The 20,418-nt window shown below is 65.6% G+C and carries 25 protein-coding genes; 4 read left to right on the forward strand and 21 right to left on the reverse strand.

The window, feature by feature from the left end:
- Nucleotides 1-23 precede the first annotated feature (23 nt).
- From dsbD to WA983_RS08460, 21 genes are all read right to left on the reverse strand, one after another.
- Nucleotides 24-2,177 carry a protein-disulfide reductase DsbD gene (gene dsbD, locus WA983_RS08360; protein WP_424311905.1) on the reverse strand — a complete coding sequence of 718 codons (2,154 nt, stop codon included), beginning with the start codon at nt 2,175-2,177 and terminating at the stop codon, nt 24-26.
- 36 nt (nt 2,178-2,213) lie between these two features.
- On the reverse strand, nt 2,214-2,606 hold the full coding sequence (gene cutA, locus WA983_RS08365) for a divalent-cation tolerance protein CutA (RefSeq protein WP_424252356.1): 393 nt from the start codon (nt 2,604-2,606) through the stop codon (nt 2,214-2,216).
- A 154-nt stretch (nt 2,607-2,760) separates the two neighbouring features.
- Nucleotides 2,761-3,144, reverse strand: coding sequence for a 50S ribosomal protein L17 (gene rplQ, locus WA983_RS08370; protein WP_424252350.1), 384 nt, complete (start codon nt 3,142-3,144; stop codon nt 2,761-2,763).
- A 148-nt stretch (nt 3,145-3,292) separates the two neighbouring features.
- Complete coding sequence (locus WA983_RS08375) at nt 3,293-4,291, reverse strand: DNA-directed RNA polymerase subunit alpha (RefSeq protein WP_424252351.1); 999 nt, start codon at nt 4,289-4,291, stop codon at nt 3,293-3,295.
- 178 nt (nt 4,292-4,469) lie between these two features.
- On the reverse strand, nt 4,470-5,093 hold the full coding sequence (gene rpsD / locus WA983_RS08380) for a 30S ribosomal protein S4 (RefSeq protein ID WP_424252352.1): 624 nt from the start codon (nt 5,091-5,093) through the stop codon (nt 4,470-4,472).
- Between the two features lie 10 nt (nt 5,094-5,103).
- Nucleotides 5,104-5,502, reverse strand: coding sequence for a 30S ribosomal protein S11 (gene rpsK / locus WA983_RS08385; RefSeq protein ID WP_353138204.1), 399 nt, complete (start codon nt 5,500-5,502; stop codon nt 5,104-5,106).
- 14 nt (nt 5,503-5,516) lie between these two features.
- On the reverse strand, nt 5,517-5,882 hold the full coding sequence (gene rpsM / locus WA983_RS08390) for a 30S ribosomal protein S13 (protein ID WP_424252355.1): 366 nt from the start codon (nt 5,880-5,882) through the stop codon (nt 5,517-5,519).
- A 33-nt stretch (nt 5,883-5,915) separates the two neighbouring features.
- Nucleotides 5,916-6,029, reverse strand: a complete 114-nt coding sequence (gene rpmJ / locus WA983_RS08395) for a 50S ribosomal protein L36 (protein WP_003805360.1) — start codon at nt 6,027-6,029, stop codon at nt 5,916-5,918.
- A 31-nt stretch (nt 6,030-6,060) separates the two neighbouring features.
- A complete protein-coding gene (gene infA / locus WA983_RS08400; RefSeq protein WP_424311906.1) occupies nt 6,061-6,279 on the reverse strand; it encodes a translation initiation factor IF-1 in 219 nt (72 codons plus the stop codon).
- A 5-nt stretch (nt 6,280-6,284) separates the two neighbouring features.
- Complete coding sequence (gene secY, locus WA983_RS08405) at nt 6,285-7,610, reverse strand: preprotein translocase subunit SecY (protein WP_424248573.1); 1,326 nt, start codon at nt 7,608-7,610, stop codon at nt 6,285-6,287.
- A 9-nt stretch (nt 7,611-7,619) separates the two neighbouring features.
- Nucleotides 7,620-8,060 carry a 50S ribosomal protein L15 gene (gene rplO, locus WA983_RS08410; RefSeq protein ID WP_424248571.1) on the reverse strand — a complete coding sequence of 147 codons (441 nt, stop codon included), beginning with the start codon at nt 8,058-8,060 and terminating at the stop codon, nt 7,620-7,622.
- A gap of 10 nt (nt 8,061-8,070) precedes the next feature.
- Nucleotides 8,071-8,256 (reverse strand): 50S ribosomal protein L30, encoded by a 186-nt coding sequence (gene rpmD, locus WA983_RS08415; RefSeq protein ID WP_043678932.1) that lies wholly within the window; start codon nt 8,254-8,256, stop codon nt 8,071-8,073.
- Between the two features lie 3 nt (nt 8,257-8,259).
- Nucleotides 8,260-8,781 carry a 30S ribosomal protein S5 gene (gene rpsE / locus WA983_RS08420; RefSeq protein WP_424248569.1) on the reverse strand — a complete coding sequence of 174 codons (522 nt, stop codon included), beginning with the start codon at nt 8,779-8,781 and terminating at the stop codon, nt 8,260-8,262.
- A 9-nt stretch (nt 8,782-8,790) separates the two neighbouring features.
- Entirely contained in the window at nt 8,791-9,156 is a 366-nt protein-coding gene (gene rplR / locus WA983_RS08425; protein WP_376811394.1) for a 50S ribosomal protein L18, read from the reverse strand.
- A gap of 21 nt (nt 9,157-9,177) precedes the next feature.
- Nucleotides 9,178-9,711, reverse strand: coding sequence for a 50S ribosomal protein L6 (gene rplF / locus WA983_RS08430; RefSeq protein ID WP_424248567.1), 534 nt, complete (start codon nt 9,709-9,711; stop codon nt 9,178-9,180).
- A 13-nt stretch (nt 9,712-9,724) separates the two neighbouring features.
- A complete protein-coding gene (rpsH, locus tag WA983_RS08435) occupies nt 9,725-10,120 on the reverse strand; it encodes a 30S ribosomal protein S8 (RefSeq protein WP_376811396.1) in 396 nt (131 codons plus the stop codon).
- Between the two features lie 11 nt (nt 10,121-10,131).
- Complete coding sequence (rpsN, locus tag WA983_RS08440; protein WP_424248565.1) at nt 10,132-10,437, reverse strand: 30S ribosomal protein S14; 306 nt, start codon at nt 10,435-10,437, stop codon at nt 10,132-10,134.
- Nucleotides 10,438-10,446: 9 nt separating this feature from the next.
- The gene (gene rplE / locus WA983_RS08445; RefSeq protein ID WP_424248563.1) at nt 10,447-10,986 is read right to left on the reverse strand and encodes a 50S ribosomal protein L5; all 540 of its coding nucleotides are present in this window, start codon (nt 10,984-10,986) and stop codon (nt 10,447-10,449) included.
- Between the two features lie 13 nt (nt 10,987-10,999).
- Nucleotides 11,000-11,320 carry a 50S ribosomal protein L24 gene (gene rplX, locus WA983_RS08450; RefSeq protein WP_424248560.1) on the reverse strand — a complete coding sequence of 107 codons (321 nt, stop codon included), beginning with the start codon at nt 11,318-11,320 and terminating at the stop codon, nt 11,000-11,002.
- Nucleotides 11,321-11,330: 10 nt separating this feature from the next.
- Nucleotides 11,331-11,699 (reverse strand): 50S ribosomal protein L14, encoded by a 369-nt coding sequence (gene rplN / locus WA983_RS08455; protein WP_043678954.1) that lies wholly within the window; start codon nt 11,697-11,699, stop codon nt 11,331-11,333.
- A gap of 328 nt (nt 11,700-12,027) precedes the next feature.
- Nucleotides 12,028-13,950, reverse strand: a complete 1,923-nt coding sequence (locus WA983_RS08460; protein ID WP_424248558.1) for an EAL domain-containing protein — start codon at nt 13,948-13,950, stop codon at nt 12,028-12,030.
- A 184-nt stretch (nt 13,951-14,134) separates the two neighbouring features.
- Between WA983_RS08460 and WA983_RS08465 the strand changes: the two genes are divergently transcribed.
- The 4 genes from WA983_RS08465 to WA983_RS08480 are packed head-to-tail and all read left to right on the forward strand — an operon-like array spanning nt 14,135 to nt 20,370.
- Nucleotides 14,135-14,815 (forward strand): TetR/AcrR family transcriptional regulator, encoded by a 681-nt coding sequence (locus tag WA983_RS08465; RefSeq protein ID WP_424248556.1) that lies wholly within the window; start codon nt 14,135-14,137, stop codon nt 14,813-14,815.
- Nucleotides 14,812-17,157: an acyl-CoA dehydrogenase gene (locus tag WA983_RS08470; protein ID WP_424248554.1), complete on the forward strand. Its 2,346-nt coding sequence runs from the start codon at nt 14,812-14,814 to the stop codon at nt 17,155-17,157. The genes WA983_RS08465 and WA983_RS08470 overlap by 4 nt, the downstream gene beginning before the upstream one ends.
- Nucleotides 17,157-18,446, forward strand: a complete 1,290-nt coding sequence (locus WA983_RS08475) for an acetyl-CoA C-acetyltransferase (RefSeq protein ID WP_424311907.1) — start codon at nt 17,157-17,159, stop codon at nt 18,444-18,446. The genes WA983_RS08470 and WA983_RS08475 overlap by 1 nt, the downstream gene beginning before the upstream one ends.
- Nucleotide 18,447: 1 nt before the next feature.
- Entirely contained in the window at nt 18,448-20,370 is a 1,923-nt protein-coding gene (locus WA983_RS08480; RefSeq protein ID WP_424248550.1) for a 3-hydroxyacyl-CoA dehydrogenase NAD-binding domain-containing protein, read from the forward strand.
- Nucleotides 20,371-20,418 lie beyond the last annotated feature (48 nt).

Here is a 20,418-nt window from a genome sequence, read left to right on the forward strand (position 1 = left end):
CACCTGCACAACGGCTGGACCACTCACTCCCCCTGACTTAACACCCGATCCTGCACCCGGCGGAACGCATCCGCCTTCCTGAACCCCACCACCCGGGCATCCGGAATCACCTGACCGCTGCCGTCAAAGAAAATGATGCCCGGCGGGCCGAACAGGTCGAAACGCGCCAGCAGCGCACGGTCTTCATCCGTCATGCGGGTCACGTCCGCCTGCAGCAGCAGCATCCGGCCCATGCGTTCCGCCACATCGGGATCGCTGAAGGTGAATTTCTCCATCTCCAGACAGGACACGCACCAGTCGGCGTAGAAATCCAGCATCACGGGCCGGTCCGCCGCAGCCAGCCGCGCATCCAGGTCCGCCAGCGATGAGACACGCGTGAAGCGGGCACGGATGGCCGCAGGATCGGCCGCAGCCAGGCCGCCACCACTTGCCGCGCCGCCCGCCGCCGATCCCGTGAACGGCGCCAGGGGCCGCAGCATGTCCTGCCCGCCCGCCAGCAGGCCGGCGCCCTGCGCCAGCCCCCACAGCGCCAGCATCAGGGCCAGGGCGCGCGTCAGCAGCCGCAACGGCCCGGCCTCGCCTTGACCCAGAGCGGCCGCCGACCAGGCCAGCAGGGCGGCCCACAACGCCAGCAGAATCCAGCCGGCCACATACAGCCCGTCGGCCAGCAAGGGCCGCGCCATCCACCAGGCGGTGGCCAGCAGCAGCAAGCCGAAGCCCGCCTTCAGCGGCGCCATCCAGGCCCCGGCGCGTGGCATCAGCGCACCCGCCCCGGCACCGACGGCCAGCAGCAACAAACCCTCGCCCCAGGCCAGGGCGAACAGGGCGGTACCACCGATCACCACATCGCCGGTCTGGGAGATGAACAGCAGCACGCCGGCCAGCGGCGCGGCAACGCACGGCCCGACGATCAGGGCCGACAGCAGCCCCATGACGAACACACCGCCGACGCGACCGCCCGGCAGGCGCTGCAGCCGCGCCTGCATGACGGACTGCATGCCCACCGGGGCCTGCAGGGTGAAGACGTCCAGCATCGCCAGCGCGAACAGCGCCAGCAGCACGGCAAAGGTGCCCAGCACCCAGGGTGACTGCAGCCAGGCGGCCAGCCCCGCGCCCAGCAAGCCGGCAGCCACGCCCAGGGCGGTATACACCAGGGACATACCCAGCACATACACCGCCGCCAGCCCCAAACCGCGCGTCCGGCTCACGGCGCCCCCGCCGCCGGAGATCACCGCCAGCAGGATGGGCACCATGGGCAGCACGCAAGGCGTCAGGGACAGCAGGGCGCCCAGGGTGACACTCAATGCCAGGATCTGCCACAACGGCGCCTGATGCAGCCAGGCCGCCATGCCGACGTCACCCAGATCCAGCCAGGACTCGCCGTCCGATCCGATCGGCGCAGATGCGGATGCGGCTGCGGACACGGATGCTGGCGAGGCTGGAGACGCGTCCGTCGGCGCCTGCGCAGCGGTCCCGGCGCGCAAGGCGGCCGACAAGCCGGCGCCCGACGCCGCACCGGCGGATGAGCCGGAAACAGGCGTCTCGTCGCGCGGTGCCGGCACCTGGCTGCGGACATGGTCACCGATTGCCCGATAGCCGCCACCGTCCGCCTGCAAGGTGAAGCTCGTCGTCATGGGCGGGTAGCACAGACCCGTGTCGGCGCAGCCCTGGCCGGTGACGGTGACCTGCAAAGGCCCCTGCGCCCCTGCCTGCAGCGGCGCCCGCAGCGTCACGCCTTCATGGAAGACCTCCATGTCCTTCTCGAACGTGGGGTCGTACTTGACCTGGCCACGCGGCAGCCGCAAGGCATCCCTCCAGGCCGGCGCACGGGTCTCGGCATCCTCCGGGGTCAGGTCAGAGCGACGGAACAGCAGCAGGCCACCCTGGGCGTCCTCGATGCGCACCTCGAAGCGGTCCTGGTACATGTAATAGCCCGGCGCAATGCGCCAGTGCAGATCCAGGTTCAGGGGATCGGCCATGGCCGCCGATTCGACGAAGGCCTGCTCGGGCGGCAGGAAATCGTCCGCCGCCCGGGCTGCATCCGAGGCCATCAGGCCGCACAGCGCCAGCAGCAGGATGCCCAGCAGTACCACCGCCCGATGCCATAGGCCGGGTTGGCGCGCAGGCAGAGGCGAGCCCGGCGCAAACGGCGGGCGGGGGTCCGACAAAAACGACATGAACAACGTTTCCTTGAAGACAGCGACGCCGGTTCGTCAGGCGTCCCGGGTATCAGCCTGGACGGCGGCCCGGGTTGCCTGAGCCACCCAGTCCAGATAGGCACGGCTGCCCGCCGGCACGCCCTGCACCACGAATTCGGGGATCTCGTAGGGGTGCAGTTCGCACAGCCGCGCGTGCAGCGCGGGTAAAGCGTCCGCCGTGGTCTTGAAGGTGAGTTGGACTTCGTCCGTCCCTTCGAGTTCACCTTGCCACAGATACATGGAAATGATGGCCGGCCCCACCTGGGCACAGGCCGCCAGCGATTCCTCGACCAGCACGTGCGCGATGCGCTTGGCCAGGAGCTCGTCGGGTGCCGTGCTGAGCACCACGACGGTGTCGGTGGGGGCGCCGTCCTGGCGCACAACCAGTGTGGAATTGCTGCCAGGCATCTGATCTTTCATGGTTTTCAGGCAAGTGGGGGGACAGTCCCCATTGTACCTGTGCACACTGCCAAGCACCCATGACCGAACGCAAAACGGACCCCAAAGGGCCCGTTTCGTCGTATCGCATTGCCGCCGATCAAGGATCGGACGGCAAAAAGACTTATTCGCCGGCAGGCGTTTCGGCTTCCGGACGGTCGACCAGTTCCATGTAGGCCATGGGGGCGTTGTCGCCCTGGCGGAAGCCCATCTTCAGCACACGGGTGTAACCACCGTTGCGGTCAGCGAAGCGCGGTCCGATGTCGTTGAACAGCTTGGTGACGACGTCGCGATCACGCAGGCGGGCAAAGGCCAGGCGGCGGTTGGCCAGCGTGGGGTTCTTGCCCAGCGTGATCAGAGGCTCGACCACACGGCGCAGTTCCTTGGCCTTGGGCAGCGTGGTCTTGATGGCTTCGTGGGTCAGCAGGGACACTGCCATGTTGCGGAACATGGCCAGACGATGGCTGCTGGTACGGTTCAGTTTGCGGAGACCGCTACGATGACGCATGATGATTTCCTTATTGAATCTGAAACCCGGATCTTCTATCGCACGAGGCGCGGCCCGGGTGGGTTGACAGCGTCTGCCCAAAATTCGGGCAAACGTGGGATTTTAGCATGTGGCAGGACACAGGCCCCGCCCCATGCCGGTACTGCGATCAGGGGCGCTCGAGGCCGACGGGCGGCCAGTTTTCCAGCTTCATGCCCAGGGTCAGGCCGCGTGCAGCCAGGACTTCCTTGATCTCGTTGAGCGACTTGCGGCCCAGGTTCGGGGTCTTGAGCAACTCGTTTTCGGTGCGCTGGATCAGATCACCGATGTAGTAGATGTTTTCAGCCTTCAGGCAGTTGGCCGAACGCACCGTCAGTTCCAGATCGTCGACCGGGCGCAGCAGCACCGGATCGATCGGGGCCGACTGGCCGCCCACCGGCAGGCTGGTGGTCAGTTGACCGGCGTCCTTGTCGGCCAGCGACACGAACACGGAGATCTGGTCCATCAGGATGCGGGCCGACTGGCGCACGGCTTCTTCGGGGCTGATGACGCCGTTGGTCTGCACGTCCAGTACCAGCTTGTCCAGGTCGGTACGCTGTTCGACGCGGGCGTTTTCCACAGCGTAGCTGACGCGGCTCACGGGGCTGAAGGAAGCATCCAGCACGATCTGGCCAATGGTGGCCGAACGGTCATCGACCAGGGCGCGCACATTGCCCGGCACGTAGCCGCGGCCTTGTTCGACCTTGACCTGCATTTCCAGACGGCCATTGTCCGTCAGGGTGGCGATCAGGTGATCCGGGTTGATGATCTCGACGTCGTGCGGCAGTTCGATGTCGCGGGCGCGGACTTCGCCGGGGCCCTGCTTGTTCAGTTGCAGCGTGACTTCGTCGCGGTTGTGGAGCTTGAACACCACGCCCTTCAGGTTCAGGAGAATGTCGACGACGTCCTCGCGCACACCGGCGATCGTGGAATATTCGTGCACGACCCCGCTGATCTGGACCTCAGTGGGCGCATAGCCCGACATGGAGGACAGCAGGATGCGGCGCAGGGCGTTGCCCAGCGTGTGGCCGTAGCCGCGCTCGAAGGGCTCCATCACGACCTTGGCGTGGTGAGCGCCCAGGGTTTCGACGGAGATGGTACGGGGCTTCAGAAAACCTTGTGCAGACATGAATATTCCTTTTCAATACCCTCGGCTCGTTACACCGATAAGGCTGACGGAAGAAAACAACAAGGAAGGGACGCGTGTCCCTTCCCGGAAAACCGCCGGTCGCCCCGGCCTGAAGGCCGGTTCCGGCAACCGCCGCCCCGAAGGACGGCGGGTGGCGCATGCCACCGATCGTGTGGGATCAGCGGGAATACAGTTCCACGACCATGGATTCGTTGACGTCGTGAGCGACATCCGCGCGATCCGGGGCCTGCTTGAACACGCCCGACAGCTTGCCGGAGTCGACTTCGACCCACTGGGGCAGGCCATTGCCGGTCGCCAGTTCCAGGGCTTCCTTGATGCGGATCTGGTTCTTGGCCTTTTCACGCACGGTGATCACGTCACCGGCCTTGACCAGCATCGAGGCGATGTCGGCGGTATGGCCGTTCAGTTCGATGGAACGGTGGTTCACCAGCTGACGCGCTTCGGCGCGCGTGGAGCCAAAGCCCATGCGGTAAACGACGTTGTCCAGACGCGATTCCAGCAGTTGGATCAGCGTTTCGCCGGTGTTGCCGCGACGGCGCTCGGCTTCGGCGAAGTACTTGCGGAACTGCTTTTCCAGCACGCCGTACATGCGCTTGAGTTTCTGCTTTTCACGCAGCTGCAGGCCGAAGTCCGACGTGCGCGAACCCGAGATGCGGCCGTGCTGGCCGGGCTTGGATTCGAGCTTGCACTTGGAGTCCAGCGAACGGCGGGCGCTCTTCAGGAACAGATCGGTGCCTTCGCGACGCGAAAGCTTGCATTTGGGTCCAGTATAACGAGCCAAGATGTTCCCCTTAGATACGACGACGCTTGGGCGGACGGCAGCCGTTGTGCGGCACCGGCGTGATGTCCGAAATGCTGGAGATCTTGATCCCCAGGGCATTCAGGGCACGCACGGAGGATTCGCGGCCGGGGCCGGGGCCCTTGATGCGGACTTCCAGCGTCTTGATGCCGCATTCCTGGGCCACACGGCCAGCGGACTCGGCAGCCACCTGGGCGGCGAACGGCGTCGATTTGCGCGAGCCCTTGAAGCCGGCGCCACCGGACGTCGCCCACGACAGGGCATTGCCCTGGCGGTCGGTGATGGTGATGATGGTGTTGTTGAAGGACGCGTGGACGTGGGCAATCCCGTCGGACACGTTCTTCTTGACTTTTTTGCGGACGCGCGCGGCGCCGCTCTGAGCTTTCGCCATGTTCTTTCCTCAGGTTATTTCTTCAGGGACGCTGCGGCGCGACGCGGGCCCTTGCGGGTGCGTGCGTTGGTGCGGGTGCGCTGACCACGCACCGGCAGGCCGCGCTTGTGGCGCATGCCACGATACGTGCCCAGGTCGATCAGGCGCTTGATCGACAGCTGCACTTCGCGGCGCAGGTCGCCTTCGATCGTGTAGCTGTTGATCTGTTCACGGATCTTTTCCAGTTCCTCGTCGGTCAGATCCTTGATCTTCTTCGAATATTCGATGCCGGTCGCTTCGCAGATCTTGCGAGCGCGAGTGCGGCCGATGCCGAAGATGGCCGTCAGACCGATCTCGGCGTGTTGGTGCGGCGGAATATTAATGCCAGCAATACGGGCCATGACTGTTCCTCGTGAATTCCGTGATGCCCGGCCTTAGCCTTGGCGTTGCTTGTGACGCGGGTCGGTGCAGATGACGCGCACCACGCCGTGACGTTTGATGATTTTGCAGTTGCGGCAGATCCGCTTTACCGATGCCATTACCTTCATGGTGATCTCCTGGTTCTTGACCGGCCGCTACCTATCTGGAGCGGAAAACAATCCTGGCGCGCGACAGGTCATAGGGCGTGAGCTCCACTGTGACCTTGTCACCCGGAAGGATCCGGATGTAGTGCATACGCATCTTGCCCGAAATGTGACCTAATACTATATGGCCGTTTTCCAGCTTGACGCGGAATGTTGCGTTGGGAAGGTTTTCAAGGACCTCCCCTTGCATCTGGATGACGTCGTCCTTGGACATGTTCTTCAGCGCATGGGCAATCCCGCAGCGCCCTTGAAGTTCGCCTTCCGGAGCAGCGAGTCATACTGTTGGGACATCATGTAAGCCTGCGCCTGCGCCATGAAATCCATCGCGACGACGACAATGATCAGCAGGGACGTGCCACCGAAATAGAACGGCACGTTCCAGCGCATCTGCATCAGTTCCGGCAGCAGACACACCAGCGTGACATAGATCGCACCCGACAGCGTCAGCCGCATGAGGATCTTGTCGATGTAGCGCGCGGTCTGCTCACCGGGACGAATCCCGGGCACGAAGGCGCCGCTCTTTTTCAGGTTGTCCGCCGTCTCGCGGCTGTTGAACACCAGAGCCGTGTAGAAGAAGCAGAAGAAAATGATCAGACCGGAATACAGCGTCACGTACAGCGGCTGCTGCGGCGACAGGGCTGCCGCCAGATCGCCCAGCCAGCGCATGTTCGGGTTGCTGGAGAACCAGCTGGTCACCGTCGCAGGCAGCAGGATGATCGACGAGGCGAAGATCGGCGGAATCACACCGGACATGTTCAGCTTCAGCGGCAAGTGCGAGGACTGGCCGCCATAGAGCTTGTTGCCCACCTGGCGCTTGGCATAGTTCACCGTGATGCGGCGCTGACCGCGTTCGACGAAGACCACGAAGTAGGTCACCGCGACCACCAGGGCCAGGATGAACAGTGCCGACAGGATGGACATCGAGTCCGTACGCACCAGATCCAGCATGCCGCCCAGTGCGCCAGGCAGACCGGCGACGATCCCGGCGAAAATCAGCAGCGAAATGCCATTGCCCAGGCCACGTTCCGTGATCTGTTCGCCCAGCCACATGATGAACATGCTGCCGGTGACCAGCGTCACGATCGTGGTGAAGCGGAACAACAGACCCGGGTCGATGACCAGACCAGGCTGCGATTCGAGCGCCATCGAAATACCGATCGCCTGGAAGGTCGCCAGGAACACCGTACCGTAGCGGGTGTACTGCGTGATCTTGCGCTGCCCGGACTGGCCTTCTTTCTTGATGGCTTCCAGGGTAGGCACGACCACCGCCAGCAACTGCATGATGATGGAGGCCGAGATGTACGGCATGATCCCCAGCGCCAGCACGGAGAAGCGTTCCAGGGCGCCGCCGGAGAACATGTTGAACAGACCCAGGATACCGCCCTGGTTCTGCTGGAACAGGTCCGCCAGCGCATCCGGATTGATGCCCGGCACGGGGATGTGAGTCCCCAGACGATAGACGATCAGGGCGAGCACGAGGAACAGGACACGGCGCTTGAGGTCGCCGTATCCTGCGCTGGGCTTATGTGCCTGAGCTTTGGCCACAGCCGCCCCTTAAACCAGCGAACCGCCGGCCGCTTCGATCGCGGCGCGAGCGCCGGCCGTCGCATTGATGCCGCGCAGGGTGACCTTGCGCGACAGTTCGCCGGTCTTGATGACCTTGACGGTGCGAACCAGATCGCCCACCAGGCCGGCGGCCTTCAGGACCTGCAGATCGATTTCGTCGACCGGCAGCGCCTGGAGATCCGCCAGACGGATTTCGGCGACCAGATGGCGGCCCAGCGGCGTGAAGCCGCGCTTGGGCAGGCGGCGCTGCAGCGGCATTTGACCGCCTTCGAAACCGACCTTGTGGAAACCACCCGCGCGGGACTTCTGGCCCTTGTGGCCACGACCGGCGGTCTTGCCCAGGCCGGAGCCGATGCCACGACCCACGCGACGGCGGGCGCGCTTGGCGCCTTCGGCGGGGGCGAGCGTGTTCAGTTGAGTGACAGACATCAGAATTCCTTTAGGCTTCCGAGACGGTGACCAGATAATCCACCTTGCGGATCATCCCACGCACCTCGGGGGTATCGACCAGGACACGGCTGCTGTTGACCTTGCCCAGACCCAGGCCGCGCACGGTGGCGCGGTGGGACTTGTGCGTGCCGATGACGGAGCGCACGAGCGTGACTTTGATTTGCTTCTGTGCCATGTCTTACCCCAGGATCTCTTCGACCGTCTTGCCGCGCTTGGCCGCGATTTCCCCAGGCGTGGAGCAGGCGCGCAGGCCGTTGAGGGTCGCACGGACCATGTTGTACGGATTGCTGGAGCCGAGGCTCTTGGCCACGACGTTACGCACACCCATCACTTCGAAAATCGCGCGCATCGGGCCGCCGGCGATCACGCCGGTACCTTCGGCGGCGGGCGAGATCAGCACCGTCGAGGCGCCGTGCTTGCCGACCACGGTGTGGTGCAGCGTACCGTTCTTCAGTGCCACCTTGAGCAGACCACGACGGGCCTGTTCCATGGCCTTCTGGACGGCGACCGGTACTTCGCGGGCCTTGCCCTTGCCCATGCCGATACGGCCGTCGCCATCGCCGACCACGGTCAGCGCGGCGAAGCTCATGGTGCGGCCGCCCTTGACGACCTTGCTGACGCGGTTGACCGCGATCATCTTTTCACGCATGCCGTCGTCGCGCTCTTGCTCCGGGGCGTGCTTGCCTTGTGCTTTAGCCATGTGATTCCCTTAGAACTTCAAGCCGGCTTCACGCGCGGCTTCGGCCAGCGCCTTGACGCGGCCATGGTAACGGAAGCCCGAACGGTCGAAAGCGACGAGTTCGATGCCGGCAGCCTTGGCCTTCTCGGCCACACGCTTGCCGACCAGGCTGGCGGCGGCAGCGTTGCCCCCGTTGGCCTGCTGGCTGGCGAGTTCCTTGCGGACTTCGGGCTCGAGCGTCGAGGCGCTGACGAGCACACGATCGCCTTCCGGCGAAATGATGTTGGCGTAGATGTGCAGATTCGTGCGATGCACCGCCAGGCGATGCACGCGCAGTTCGTGAATCTTGCGGCGGGTAGCCGCAGCACGACGCAAACGGGAAGTTTTCTTGTCCATGATTCGTCCTTGCCTGCGTGCTTACTTCTTCTTGGTTTCTTTCAGGATCACGCGCTCGTCCGCATAGCGCACGCCCTTGCCCTTGTAGGGTTCGGGTTCGCGATAGGCGCGGATTTCAGCGGCGACCTGGCCGACGACCTGCTTGTTGGCGCCCTTGACCACGATTTCGGTCTGGGTCGGGCACTCGACTTTGATCCCTTCGGGGATGTCGTGCAGGATGTCGTGCGAGAAGCCGAGCTGCAGCTTCAGGGCGTTGCCCTGGACCTGGGCGCGGAAACCCACGCCAACCAGGTTCAGGCGGCGTTCAAAGCCGGCGCTGACGCCCGTGACCATATTGTTCACCAGCGCGCGCACGGTGCCCGACATGGCATTGGCCTGGCGGGAATCGTTGGCAACGGCGAAGGTGAGCTGGCCGTCTTCCTGGGAAACCCGGACGTTGCCGTCCAGGGACTGAGTCAGGGTGCCCAGCGGGCCCTTGACGACGATCTGCCCGGCGCTGATGGTGGCTTCGACGCCTTTCGGCAGCGCGACGGGGTATTTGGCAATACGTGACATAGTTGAAATCTCCTTATGCCACGTAGCAGAGCACTTCGCCGCCGACGCCGTTGGCACGGGCCTTGCGGTCCGTCATGACGCCACGGGGGGTCGAGACGATCGCCACGCCCAGGCCGTTCATGACCTGAGGAATGGCGTTGCTGCTCTTGTAAATACGCAGGCCGGGACGCGAGACGCGGTCGATGCGCTCGATCACCGGACGGCCGGCATAGTACTTCAGGGTGATTTCCAGCTGCGGCTTGGCTTGTTCGCCGCCGATGCGGAAATCATCGATGTAACCTTCGTCCTTCAGCACAGCGGCAATGGCCGCCTTCAGCTTGGAGGAGGGCATGGAAACCGACGTCTTGTTGACCATTTGCGCGTTGCGCACGCGGGTCAGCATATCGGCGATGGGATCGCTCATGCTCATGTGTGTTTCTCCTACCAGCTGGCCTTGGTCATGCCAGGCACTTCGCCACGCATGGTCATTTCACGCAGTTTGTGGCGGGTGAGCCCAAACTTGCTGAACACGCCACGGGGGCGCCCCGTCACCACGCAGCGGTTACGCTGGCGGGTGGGGTTGGCATTGCGCGGCAATGCTTGCAGCGCCAGGCGAGCCTGATAGCGTTCTTCGTCGGTTTTCGACTGGTCGGCGATGATCGCCTTCAGCGAGGCACGCTTGGCGGCGAATTTCTCGGCCAGCTTGGCGCGCTTGATGTCGCGATTGATGAGGGAAAGTTTTGCCACGTCAGCCCCTTAGTTGCGGAAGGGGAAGCTGAACGCGCTCAACAGCGCCTTGGCTTCCTCGTCGGTCTTTGCGGTGGTGGTGATGCTGATGTTCATCCCGCGCACGGCATCGATCTTGTCGTACTCGATTTCCGGGAAGATGATCTGTTCTTTCACACCGATGTTGTAGTTGCCGCGGCCGTCGAAAGCACGACCCGACACGCCACGGAAGTCGCGCACACGGGGCAGGGCCACCGAGACTAGGCGGTCCAGGAATTCGTACATGCGCTGGCCGCGCAGGGTGACCATGCAGCCGATCGGGTAGTCTTCGCGGATCTTGAAGCCGGCGATGGCCTTGCGGGTCTTGGTGATCACGGGCTTCTGACCGGAGATCTTGGTCATGTCGCCCACGGCGTTTTCGATGACCTTCTTGTCGGCGACGGCTTCGGACACACCCATGTTCAGGGTGATCTTGGTGATGCGGGGAACCTGCATCACCGACTGATAGCCGAATTTCGCCTGCAGGTCAGCCGCGACCTTGGTGCGATAGAAATCTTGTAAACGAGCCATTTGTGCGCGCCCCTTATGCCTTCGCGCCAACGACGGCGCCGTTGGAGCGGAAAATGCGAACCTTGGCGCCGTCCACGACCTTGACGCCGACACGGTCGCCCTTGCCGGTTTCGGGGTTGTAGATCGCCACGTTCGAGATGTGGATGGGCAGGGTCTTGTCGACGATGCCGCCGGGCGTGCCCGCCATGGGATTGCCCTTGGCGTGCTTCTTCACGACGTTGATGCCTTCGACCAGCACGTGGTCGGCGTCGACGCGGGCCACCACGGTGCCGCGGCGGCTGCGGTCGCGGCCGGACAACACGATGACTTCGTCGCCTTTGCGAATGTTTTCCATGATCTGCTCCTTACAGCACTTCGGGCGCCAGGGACACGATCTTCATGAACTTTTCGGTGCGCAGTTCGCGCGTGACCGGTCCGAAGATGCGCGTGCCGATGGGCTCGAGCTTGGCGTTGAGCAACACGGCCGCGTTGCCGCCAAAGCGGATCAGCGAGCCGTCCTTGCGGCGGACGCCCTTGGCGGTACGCACCACCACGGCGTTGTAGATTTCGCCCTTTTTGACGCGGCCGCGGGGGGCTGCTTCCTTGACGGACACCTTGATGACGTCGCCAATGGCGGCATAACGGCGCTTGGAGCCGCCCAACACCTTGATGCACATCACAGAACGCGCACCCGTGTTGTCGGCCACGTCCAGCGTGGTCTGCATTTGGATCATGATTTTTCCTGTTCCAACTTAACAACGAAGCCCAGGGCATGAATCCCCGGCCACGCAGCCAGTTTTGGTCCCGTCAGACATACTTGGCAGCCGCTTGGGTAGCCAATTGGATTGGCCAAGTACGCCCTAGGTTGAAATTCTTGTTCACGCGAAAACCGCGCATCACGAGACTACTGCATGCCCTTCGGGCCCCGCGCAAGATGGCCTGCGCGGTAGACGTCATAAAGGGCAAGACAGCAATTATATACAGCACAAAGATCAAAAGCAAGATCTTTCCGTGCCCCCGGGCTGCGGCGCAACAACATCCCGTCGCCCGGACTGGCCGGAGTCACGCCGCTGCGTCGACCGGTCCCGTCAGTTGGCGCGGCAACGCCCCATATTCGATCACCATGCGGCGCGTACCCGCATCGTCCGCGTCGTCCACATAGACACGCATGCCCATGCCGATCGCGGTCTCGGTGACGGCCACCATCATCTGCACGCCGCCCGGACTGGCCAGCAGTTCGCGCACGAAGTTTCCGCCCAGCTTCACGTAGGCGAAATCGATCTCGTGGATCTGACGCAGGGCGTCGGGCTGTTGATCCAGTCCGCGCAGCCCGATGTGCATGCCGGCCTCGATGATGCCCCGACCGAAGGACCGGAAGGCCTCGAGATGGCGGCTCAGCCCATAGGCATCCAGCTCGACCACCAGGCGATGCAGCAGTTCGGGATCGGCATTGCCGCAGATCTGGCGGATCTCCTCTATGTATTGTGCGTCCAGGACCGAAGCGATCGACATGCGGATGACCAGCACGCCGTCATGCTCGCCCAGCCAGTTCAGTGCCAGGCACAGCGCGCGCAGGTCGCACGCCGGGGACAGGCCCAGGCGCGCGGCGGCCGGCATGAACAGGAAGCCGGACATGACGGGCTGGTCGGGGTCGTCCTCCTGGAGGGTCAGCGCGGCCTCGTGGCGATCCGTGACGTCGTCGCCCTCGTACTGGACGCGGCGCACGTCCAGCGACAGGCGGTCGTGGTCCAGGGCCTGGGTGATCAGGGTGCGCCAGGAAGCCTCGCCCATCAGCAGTTCGCCGTCTTCGTGGTCGGCGTAGGACAGGAATTCGATTTCCTCGTGGCCGGCGCTCTCGGCGCACATCAGGGCCTGATCCAGGCGCGTCAGGACTTCCTTGGTCGTGCACTGCACGGTGTAGTCCGTCAGGGCATAGGCCCAGCGCGACAGATTGTGGCTGTCGAGCTTGACCCGCAGGGTTTCGAGCAGTTCGCGCAACCTCTGCACCGGGCGCATGACCTCGGGACCGCCGCCCACCGGGAACAGCACCACGAAGTCGCTGCCGGTCAGGCGCGCGGGCAGGGCCCGTGTCTGCGGGTTTTCGTTCAGCAGTTCGATGATGCGCCGCCCCAGCAGCCGCAGCCAGTCATCCAGTTCCTGGCGTTCGGTCTGGTTCTGCAGCCGCGCCATGTCGCGGCTGCGCACCAGCAGCACGTAGCCGCTGACTGCGCCCTGGCGGGAATCGTCACGCAGCATGCGCTTGAGTTCGTTCAGGAAATAACTGCGATTGGCCAGACCGGTGACCGGATCACGGTTCAATTCGATTTCCAGCCGCTCGATGCGCGCCATCTGCTCGTCCATCGTAGGCGCGATGCGTTCGCGGACATCGTCCATCAGTTCGGCGTCTTCGACGGGCTCGGTGCGCTTGATCTTGATTTCGGGCGCGTCGGCCACTGCCGCGGCAGCCAGCTCGCGCCGCATCCGGTTCACCAGCGCGACGACGAACAGGGCCCAGAACGCCGCCAGCCCCAGGGCAAGCCAGGTCCATTGCAACACGTGAGTCCAGAGCGCATCGCGCGCGGGCCCCGGGTCCAGGGTCAGCCGCAGCGCGCCGACGCCGGCCACCTGCCGGGAGGCCTGATGGGGCTGGAGATCGACCAGGGCGGTAAACCAGCCCGGCGCATCGCCGGCCGAGCGCCCCGGGCGGCGGGACTGGAAGGCGGGGGCAGTGACATCGTCCGGCGTCAGCGCCAGATCGGCGTAGCGCCCCTGCTGAAAGGCCGCGTCCAGCACCCGCGCGCGGGCGGCGGCGTCGGGCTGGGCACTGACCAGCAAGGCCAGCGTGGCGGCGGCGTTTTCGCTATCGGTCTGCAGCTGGGCATCGAGCCGGCGCTCCATCAGGCTGGTGCCCATCGCCAGCATGCCCACAAGAATGCAGGCGATGACCAGAGACGAAATCACCAGCAGCTGTCGCACGGAAGCCATCACGGACCTTTCAGAAATCACGGAAACGAATCTTTGAAAGTGTATCCTGGACACAGCATTTCCCCAACCAGCAATCGCAGGGAACCTCGGTGCACGACTGCCACCCCGGCAATCCTAGGGGTAACACGGATACCTAATCCAGGTGGATTGTGTATAGTTTTAAAACAAACGTTTGAATTAATTCATGACCACTTCCCGTTCCTCCCTCACCCGTGATGCCATTCTCGATGCCGCCGAACGCCTGTTCGCCGAGTACGGGCACGACAACACATCCATGCGCCAGATCACCCAGACGGCGCAGGTGAACCTGTCCGCCGTGAATTACCACTTCGGCTCGAAAGACGCCCTGGTCGGGGCCGTGTTCCAGCGCCGACTGGACGCGCTCAACGACGAACGCCTGCGCATCCTGGACGAGCTCGAAGCCAAGGCCGGCGGCCAGCCGCTCAAGCCTTCCGCCATCGTCGAAGCCTATTTCGGCCCCCTGGTGCGCCACGCCTGCAGCGCCGGCGCCGAACGGCGCGCCTTCATGCCGCTGCAGTCCAGCACCATGTCCGACCCGAACGGCGCCATCAGCGCCCTGTTCGCCGCCGAACGCTCCGCCGTCGCACACCGCTTCACCCGCGCCCTGCTGGCCTCGCTGCCCGGCGTACCGGAAACCGAGATCGTCTGGCGCTTTCACTTCATGCTGGGCGCCACGGCCTACGCCATCATGGGGGCCGAAAGCTCCAGCCAGGCCATGAACCTGCCCGGCGACACCCACAATATCGACGCCCAGGCCCTGCTCGGCCGCCTGATGGCCTTCCTGCTGGGCGGCCTGCGCGCTCCGCTGACGACCGGCGCACCACTCCCGGAGGCTCCCACATGACATTCCTGCTGATCCTGCTCGTCCTGCTGGTGGCGGCCGCCGCCTTCGTGCTGACCCGCCGCGACCTGCGCATCCAGCATCTCAGCCGCCCCCTGTACCGGATCTTCCGCCGCATCCTGCCGCGCATGTCGGACACCGAGCGCGAAGCCCTGGAAGCCGGCACCGTCTGGTGGGAAGGCGCCCTCTTTCGCGGCCGCCCCAGTGCCCGCGCCTTGCACGCCATCCCCGCCCCGCGCCTGAGCGAGGCCGAGCAGGCCTTTCTGGACGAGGAAGTCGAAACCGTCTGCGCCATGGTGAACGACTGGCGCGTCACCCGGCAGGATCAGGACATCCCCGCCGAAGCCTGGGCCTACATCAAGACCCACCGCTTCTTCGGCATGATCATCCCGAAAGAATACGGCGGACTGGGTTTCTCGGCGCTGGCACATTCCGCCGTGGTCGCCAAGCTGTCCACCCGCTGCTCCGCGCTGTCGGTCACCGTCATGGTGCCCAATTCCCTGGGGCCGGCCGAACTGCTGCTGCATTACGGCACCGACGAACAAAAGAACCATTACCTGCCGCGCCTGGCACGCGGCGAGGACATCCCGGCCTTTGCGCTGACCAGCCCCTGGGCCGGCTCGGACGCAGCCGCCATCCCCGACCACGGCATCGTCTGCACCGGCGAATGGCAGGGCCGCGAGGTCCTGGGCATGCGCGTCACCTGGGACAAGCGCTACATCACGCTGGGGCCTGTCTGCACCATCCTGGGCCTGGCCTTCCGCCTGTACGATCCCGACGGCCTGCTGGGCGGCACGCCCGATCTGGGCATCACCTGCGCGCTGGTGCCGTCGGATCATCCCGGCGTAGACATCGGCCGCCGCCACTTCCCGCTGGACGCCATGTTCATGAACGGCCCCACGCAGGGGCAGGATGTATTCATGCCGCTGGATTTCATCATTGGCGGGCCGGCCATGGCCGGCCAGGGCTGGCGCATGCTGATGGAATGCCTGGCGGCGGGGCGCTCGATCTCGCTGCCCTCGTCCTATACCGGCATGGCCAAGCTCACCGCGCGCGCCGTGGGCGCCTATACCGTCGTACGCGACCAGTTCCGCACCCGTATCCATAAATTCGAGGGCATCGCCGAAGCCCTGGCGCGCATCGGCGGCCACACCTACCTGATGGACGCGGCCCGCGTCATGACGGCCGGTGCCGTGGACCTGGGCGAGAAGCCCGCCGTGGTCTCAGCCATCGTCAAATACCACGTCACCGAACGCGGCCGCATCGTGGTCAACGACGGCATGGACATCATCGGCGGCAAAGGCATTTGCCTGGGTCCGCAGAACTTCCTGGGCCGCGCCTACCAGCAGATCCCGGTGGGCATCACGGTCGAGGGCGCCAACATCCTGACGCGCAGCCTGATCATCTTCGGCCAGGGCGCGATCCGCTGCCATCCCCACGTGCTGGACGAAATGCGCGCCGCCCAGGCCGCCGATCCCGAACAGGGCCTGGCGGACTTCGACCGCGCCTTCTGGGGGCACGTGCGCCACACCACGGTCAACGCACTGCGCGCCGTCGGCCACGGCTTCACCAACGCGCTGCTGGCCCGCCCCGACACGGCCGTCGCCCCGGAAATGATCCGCTACTACCGGCAGTTGACGCGCTTCTCCGTGGCCTTCGCCACCCTGGCCGACGTCTCCATGCTGACGCTGGGCGGCGCGCTGAAGCGGCGCGAATCGATCTCCGCCCGCCTGGGCGACATTCTGTCGCAGCTCTACCTGATTTCCGCCACGCTGAAACGCTACCAGGACGAGGGCCGTCAGGCCGCCGACGCGCCGCTGGCGCACTGGGCGATCCAGGACGCGTTCTGCCGCGCCCAGGATGCTTTCGCTGGTGTGCTGGCCAACTTCCCCAACCGCCCCCTGGCCTGGACCTTGCGCGTCCTGCTGTTTCCCTGGGGCCGGCCGTTCGCCGCGCCGTCCGACACGCTCTCCATGGCGGTGGCCGACGCGCTCAGCCAGCCCGGCGGCGCACGCGACCGCCTGACGCAGGGCACCTACGTCCCGCAGGATCTGGCCGAGCCCGTCGGCGCCATCGAAGCCGCCTTCGCCGCCGTCCTGGACACGCAGGCCCTCGAAGCCCGCATGCGCGAATTTGAAAAGGCCGGTCGCGTCCCCGCCGCCGACCCGCGTGCCAACGTGCGCGACATGGCCGAGGCCATCCATGCAGCCGGTGGCCTCACCGACGATGAACTGGACCGCATCCGCGCACGCAATGCGCTGCGCGACCGCGTGATCGGCGTGGACGACTTCGCCCCGGATTTCCAGGGCCCGTCCACAACCGAATCCGCAGGAGACCGATTCTGATGGCCTTCGAACCTGTCTACCTCATTGACGGGGCGCGCAGCCCCTTCCTCAAGGCCCGCAACGCCCCGGGTCCGTTCTCCGCGTCCGATCTGGCCGTGCAGACGGGCCGCGAACTGCTGCTGCGCCAGCCTTTTCCGCCCACCGAGCTGGACGAGGTCGTGATCGGCTGTGCGGCACCCTCGGCCGACGAAACCAATATCGGCCGGGTGATTGCCCTGCGCCTGGGCTGCGGCGACCGCGTGCCCGGCTGGACGGTGATGCGCAACTGCGCCTCCGGCATGCAGGCGCTGGATTCCGCCGCCATGGGCCTGCAGACCGGCCGCCACGACCTGGTCCTGGCCGGCGGCGTGGATGCGCTGTCGCGCGCACCGCTGCTGTTCCCTGACGAAATGGTCCATTGGCTGTCCCAGTGGAACCAGGCCCGCACCTGGGCGCAGCGCCTGCCGCTGCTGCGGCGTTTCCGCCCCGCTTACTTCAAGCCCGTGATCGGCCTGCTGAAAGGCCTCAGCGATCCGGTGATCGGCCTGTCCATGGGCCAGACCGCCGAAAACCTGGTCCATCGTTTCGGCCTGACGCGCGAACAGCTCGACGCCTACGCGGCACAAAGCCACGCCCGCGCCCTGGCCGCGCGCGACCGGGGCGCCTTCGATGAAATCGTGCCCCTGGTCGACGCCAAGGGCACGCTGTATGCGGACGACGACGGCGTACGTGCGGACTCCACCCCGGAAAAGCTCGCGCGGCTCAAGCCCGTGTTCGACAAACCCTACGGCAACATCACAGCGGGCAACAGCTCCCAGGTCACCGACGGCGCAGCGCTTCTGCTGCTGGCCTCTGAACGCGCCGTGCGCGAGCGCGGCCTGCGGCCCATCGCCCGCATCGTCGACGCCCAATGGGCAGCCCTGGACCCCGCCGTCATGGGGCTGGGTCCGGTACACGCGTCCTCGGCCATCCTGGCGCGCCGGAATCTGGGTCTGAACGACCTGGACTTGTGGGAAATCAATGAAGCCTTCGCCGCCCAGGTGCTAGGCTGCCTCGCGGCCTGGCGCGACGAATCGTGGTGCCGGGAACACCTGGGGCGCGGCGCGCTGGGAGATCTGGACATGGATCGGCTGAACGTGGACGGCGGCGCCATCGCGCAAGGGCATCCCGTGGGTGCCTCGGGCGCGCGCATCGTGCTGCATCTGGTCCGCGCCCTGCAGGCCCGGGGTCTGCGCCGGGGCATGGCCGCCATCTGCATCGGCGGCGGCCAGGGCGGCGCCATGCTGGTTGAACTCTGCGAGGCTGCCTAACATGTCCTTCGACTCTCTGGACCTGCGTCATTTCCGCTGCAACACAGACTCGCAGGGCATCACCTGGCTGACCATCGATTGCGCCGGCAGTTCCGTCAACCGCCTGTCGGGCGAGGTGCTGACTGAACTGGACCGTGCCCTGGATCATTTCCAGTCCGCCCCGCCCACCGCACTGGTGATCTGCTCGGGCAAGACCGCCGGCTTCATCGCGGGCGCCGACATCGACGAATTCTCCCGGTTGAACGACGCCGCCACGGCGCGTGCCTTCGTCGAGCGCGGCTGGGCGGTCTTCAACCGCCTGGCGGCCGTGCCCTGGCCGACTCTGGCCCTGGTGCAGGGCCACTGCATGGGCGGCGGCCTGGAACTGGCCCTGGCATGCCGCTACCGCATCGTCGTCGACCAACCCGACACCCGCCTGTCGCTGCCCGAAGTCATGCTGGGCATCTTCCCCGGCTGGGGCGGCATGCTGCGCCTGCCCCAACGAGTCGGAGCCCCGCTGGCGCTGGACATGATGCTGACGGGCCGCGCCCTGAGCGCACGCCGTGCCGCATCGGCCGGTCTGGCCGATCTGTGCGTGCCGCCCCGTCTGGCGGAACAGTCCGCCGCGCGCCACGTCCGATCCAACCAGCCGGTGCGCGGCCCACGCGGCAAGGACGCCTGGCTCAGCCATCCGATCCTGCGCCCGCTGCTGCTGCGCCAGGCCCGCAAGACCCTGGAAAAACGCGACCCGCAGGGCCACTACCCGGCCCCGCGCGCCATCCTGGAAATCTGGGCGCATCACTCCGGCAACGCGCTGGCGGCGCCCGCCCTGATCGAGGGCATCGTCCGCTCCGACACCGCCCGCAATCTGCTGCGCGTATTCCGCATGCAGGAACGTCTCAAGTCCTTCGGCAAGGCCGGGGGCCAGCCTCCCGTGCATCACGTCCACGTGGTGGGCGCGGGCGTGATGGGCGGCGACATTGCCGCCTGGTGCGCGCTCAAGGGCCTGACCGTCACCCTGCAGGACACGGACCGCGCGCGCATCGCCCAGGCCATCGGCCGTGCCCGGACGCTGTACACGCGCAAGATCCAGCCCGCCCGCGAGGCGATGCTGGCCGCCGACCGCCTGATTCCGGACCCGGACGGCCAGGGCGTCGCCCGCGCCGACCTGGTCATCGAAGCCATCAGTGAAAATCCGGACGCCAAGCGCGGCCTGTACGCCATCCTCGAACCGCACCTGAAAGACGGAGCGCTGCTGGCGACCAACACCTCCAGCCTGTCGCTGCAGGACCTGGGACGCGACCTGGCGCGGCCGGAGCGCCTGGTGGGCATCCACTTCTTCAACCCCGTGGCGAAGATGCCCCTGGTCGAAGTCGTCACGACCGGACACACCGACCCGCGCGCCCAGGCCGCCGCCTGCGCCTTCGTCGGCCGCATCGGCAAACTGCCCCTGCCGGTCAAGAGCGTGCCGGGCTTCCTGGTCAATGCCGTGCTGGCGCCCTACATGCTGGAAGCCATGCGCTGCGTGGACGAGGGCCTGCGCCCCGAAACCATCGACGCCGCCATGAAAGCCTACGGCATGCCCATGGGACCGATCGAACTGATCGACACCGTGGGCCTGGACATCGCCCGCGACGCCGGCGCGCAACTGACCGGCCAGGCCCAGCCGCCGGCCTGCCTGGCACGCCATCTGGACCGCAACGAACTGGGCCGTAAATCCGGCCAGGGCTTTTACCGCTGGCGCGAGGGCAAACCTGTCCGTGCCGAAGCCGGTGCGGCTCCGGCGGGACTGGCGCGCCGCCTGCTGCAACCTTTGATCGACGCCACCCACCGCCAGTTGGCGGCCGGTGTGGTCACCGATACCGAACTCGCCAATGCAGGCGTGATTTTTGGTACGGGCTATGCGCCCTACACGGGAGGACCGATACCACGCGAAGCTGATTGATTGTGTGATGCCGGCCTGATTCCGGCGCCCCGCTCAAAGCCTTGAACA

Origin of the sequence: Castellaniella sp. (assembly GCF_049650445.1) — a bacterium.
Lineage (GTDB): Bacteria > Pseudomonadota > Gammaproteobacteria > Burkholderiales > Burkholderiaceae_B > Castellaniella.

Bases quoted from the DNA above. Each gene is read 5' to 3' on its own strand.
- dsbD (WP_424311905.1), bottom strand. From the start codon at position 2,177: ATGTCGTTTTTGTCGGACCCCCGCCCGCCGTTTGCGCCGGGCTCGCCT.
- cutA (WP_424252356.1), bottom strand. From the start codon at position 2,606: ATGCCTGGCAGCAATTCCACACTGGTTGTGCGCCAGGACGGCGCCCCC.
- rplQ (WP_424252350.1), bottom strand. From the start codon at position 3,144: ATGCGTCATCGTAGCGGTCTCCGCAAACTGAACCGTACCAGCAGCCAT.
- WA983_RS08375 (WP_424252351.1), bottom strand. From the start codon at position 4,291: ATGTCTGCACAAGGTTTTCTGAAGCCCCGTACCATCTCCGTCGAAACC.
- rpsK (WP_353138204.1), bottom strand. From the start codon at position 5,502: ATGGCGAAAGCTCAGAGCGGCGCCGCGCGCGTCCGCAAAAAAGTCAAG.
- rpsM (WP_424252355.1), bottom strand. From the start codon at position 5,882: ATGGCCCGTATTGCTGGCATTAATATTCCGCCGCACCAACACGCCGAG.
- rpmJ (WP_003805360.1), bottom strand. From the start codon at position 6,029: ATGAAGGTAATGGCATCGGTAAAGCGGATCTGCCGCAACTGCAAAATC.
- infA (WP_424311906.1), bottom strand. From the start codon at position 6,279: ATGTCCAAGGACGACGTCATCCAGATGCAAGGGGAGGTCCTTGAAAAC.
- rplO (WP_424248571.1), bottom strand. From the start codon at position 8,060: ATGTCTGTCACTCAACTGAACACGCTCGCCCCCGCCGAAGGCGCCAAG.
- rpmD (WP_043678932.1), bottom strand. From the start codon at position 8,256: ATGGCACAGAAGCAAATCAAAGTCACGCTCGTGCGCTCCGTCATCGGC.
- rpsE (WP_424248569.1), bottom strand. From the start codon at position 8,781: ATGGCTAAAGCACAAGGCAAGCACGCCCCGGAGCAAGAGCGCGACGAC.
- rplR (WP_376811394.1), bottom strand. From the start codon at position 9,156: ATGGACAAGAAAACTTCCCGTTTGCGTCGTGCTGCGGCTACCCGCCGC.
- rplF (WP_424248567.1), bottom strand. From the start codon at position 9,711: ATGTCACGTATTGCCAAATACCCCGTCGCGCTGCCGAAAGGCGTCGAA.
- rpsH (WP_376811396.1), bottom strand. From the start codon at position 10,120: ATGAGCATGAGCGATCCCATCGCCGATATGCTGACCCGCGTGCGCAAC.
- rplE (WP_424248563.1), bottom strand. From the start codon at position 10,986: ATGGCTCGTTTACAAGATTTCTATCGCACCAAGGTCGCGGCTGACCTG.
- rplX (WP_424248560.1), bottom strand. From the start codon at position 11,320: ATGGAAAACATTCGCAAAGGCGACGAAGTCATCGTGTTGTCCGGCCGC.
- rplN (WP_043678954.1), bottom strand. From the start codon at position 11,699: ATGATCCAAATGCAGACCACGCTGGACGTGGCCGACAACACGGGTGCG.
- WA983_RS08460 (WP_424248558.1), bottom strand. From the start codon at position 13,950: ATGGCTTCCGTGCGACAGCTGCTGGTGATTTCGTCTCTGGTCATCGCC.
- WA983_RS08465 (WP_424248556.1), top strand. From the start codon at position 14,135: ATGACCACTTCCCGTTCCTCCCTCACCCGTGATGCCATTCTCGATGCC.
- WA983_RS08470 (WP_424248554.1), top strand. From the start codon at position 14,812: ATGACATTCCTGCTGATCCTGCTCGTCCTGCTGGTGGCGGCCGCCGCC.
- WA983_RS08475 (WP_424311907.1), top strand. From the start codon at position 17,157: ATGGCCTTCGAACCTGTCTACCTCATTGACGGGGCGCGCAGCCCCTTC.
- WA983_RS08480 (WP_424248550.1), top strand. From the start codon at position 18,448: ATGTCCTTCGACTCTCTGGACCTGCGTCATTTCCGCTGCAACACAGAC.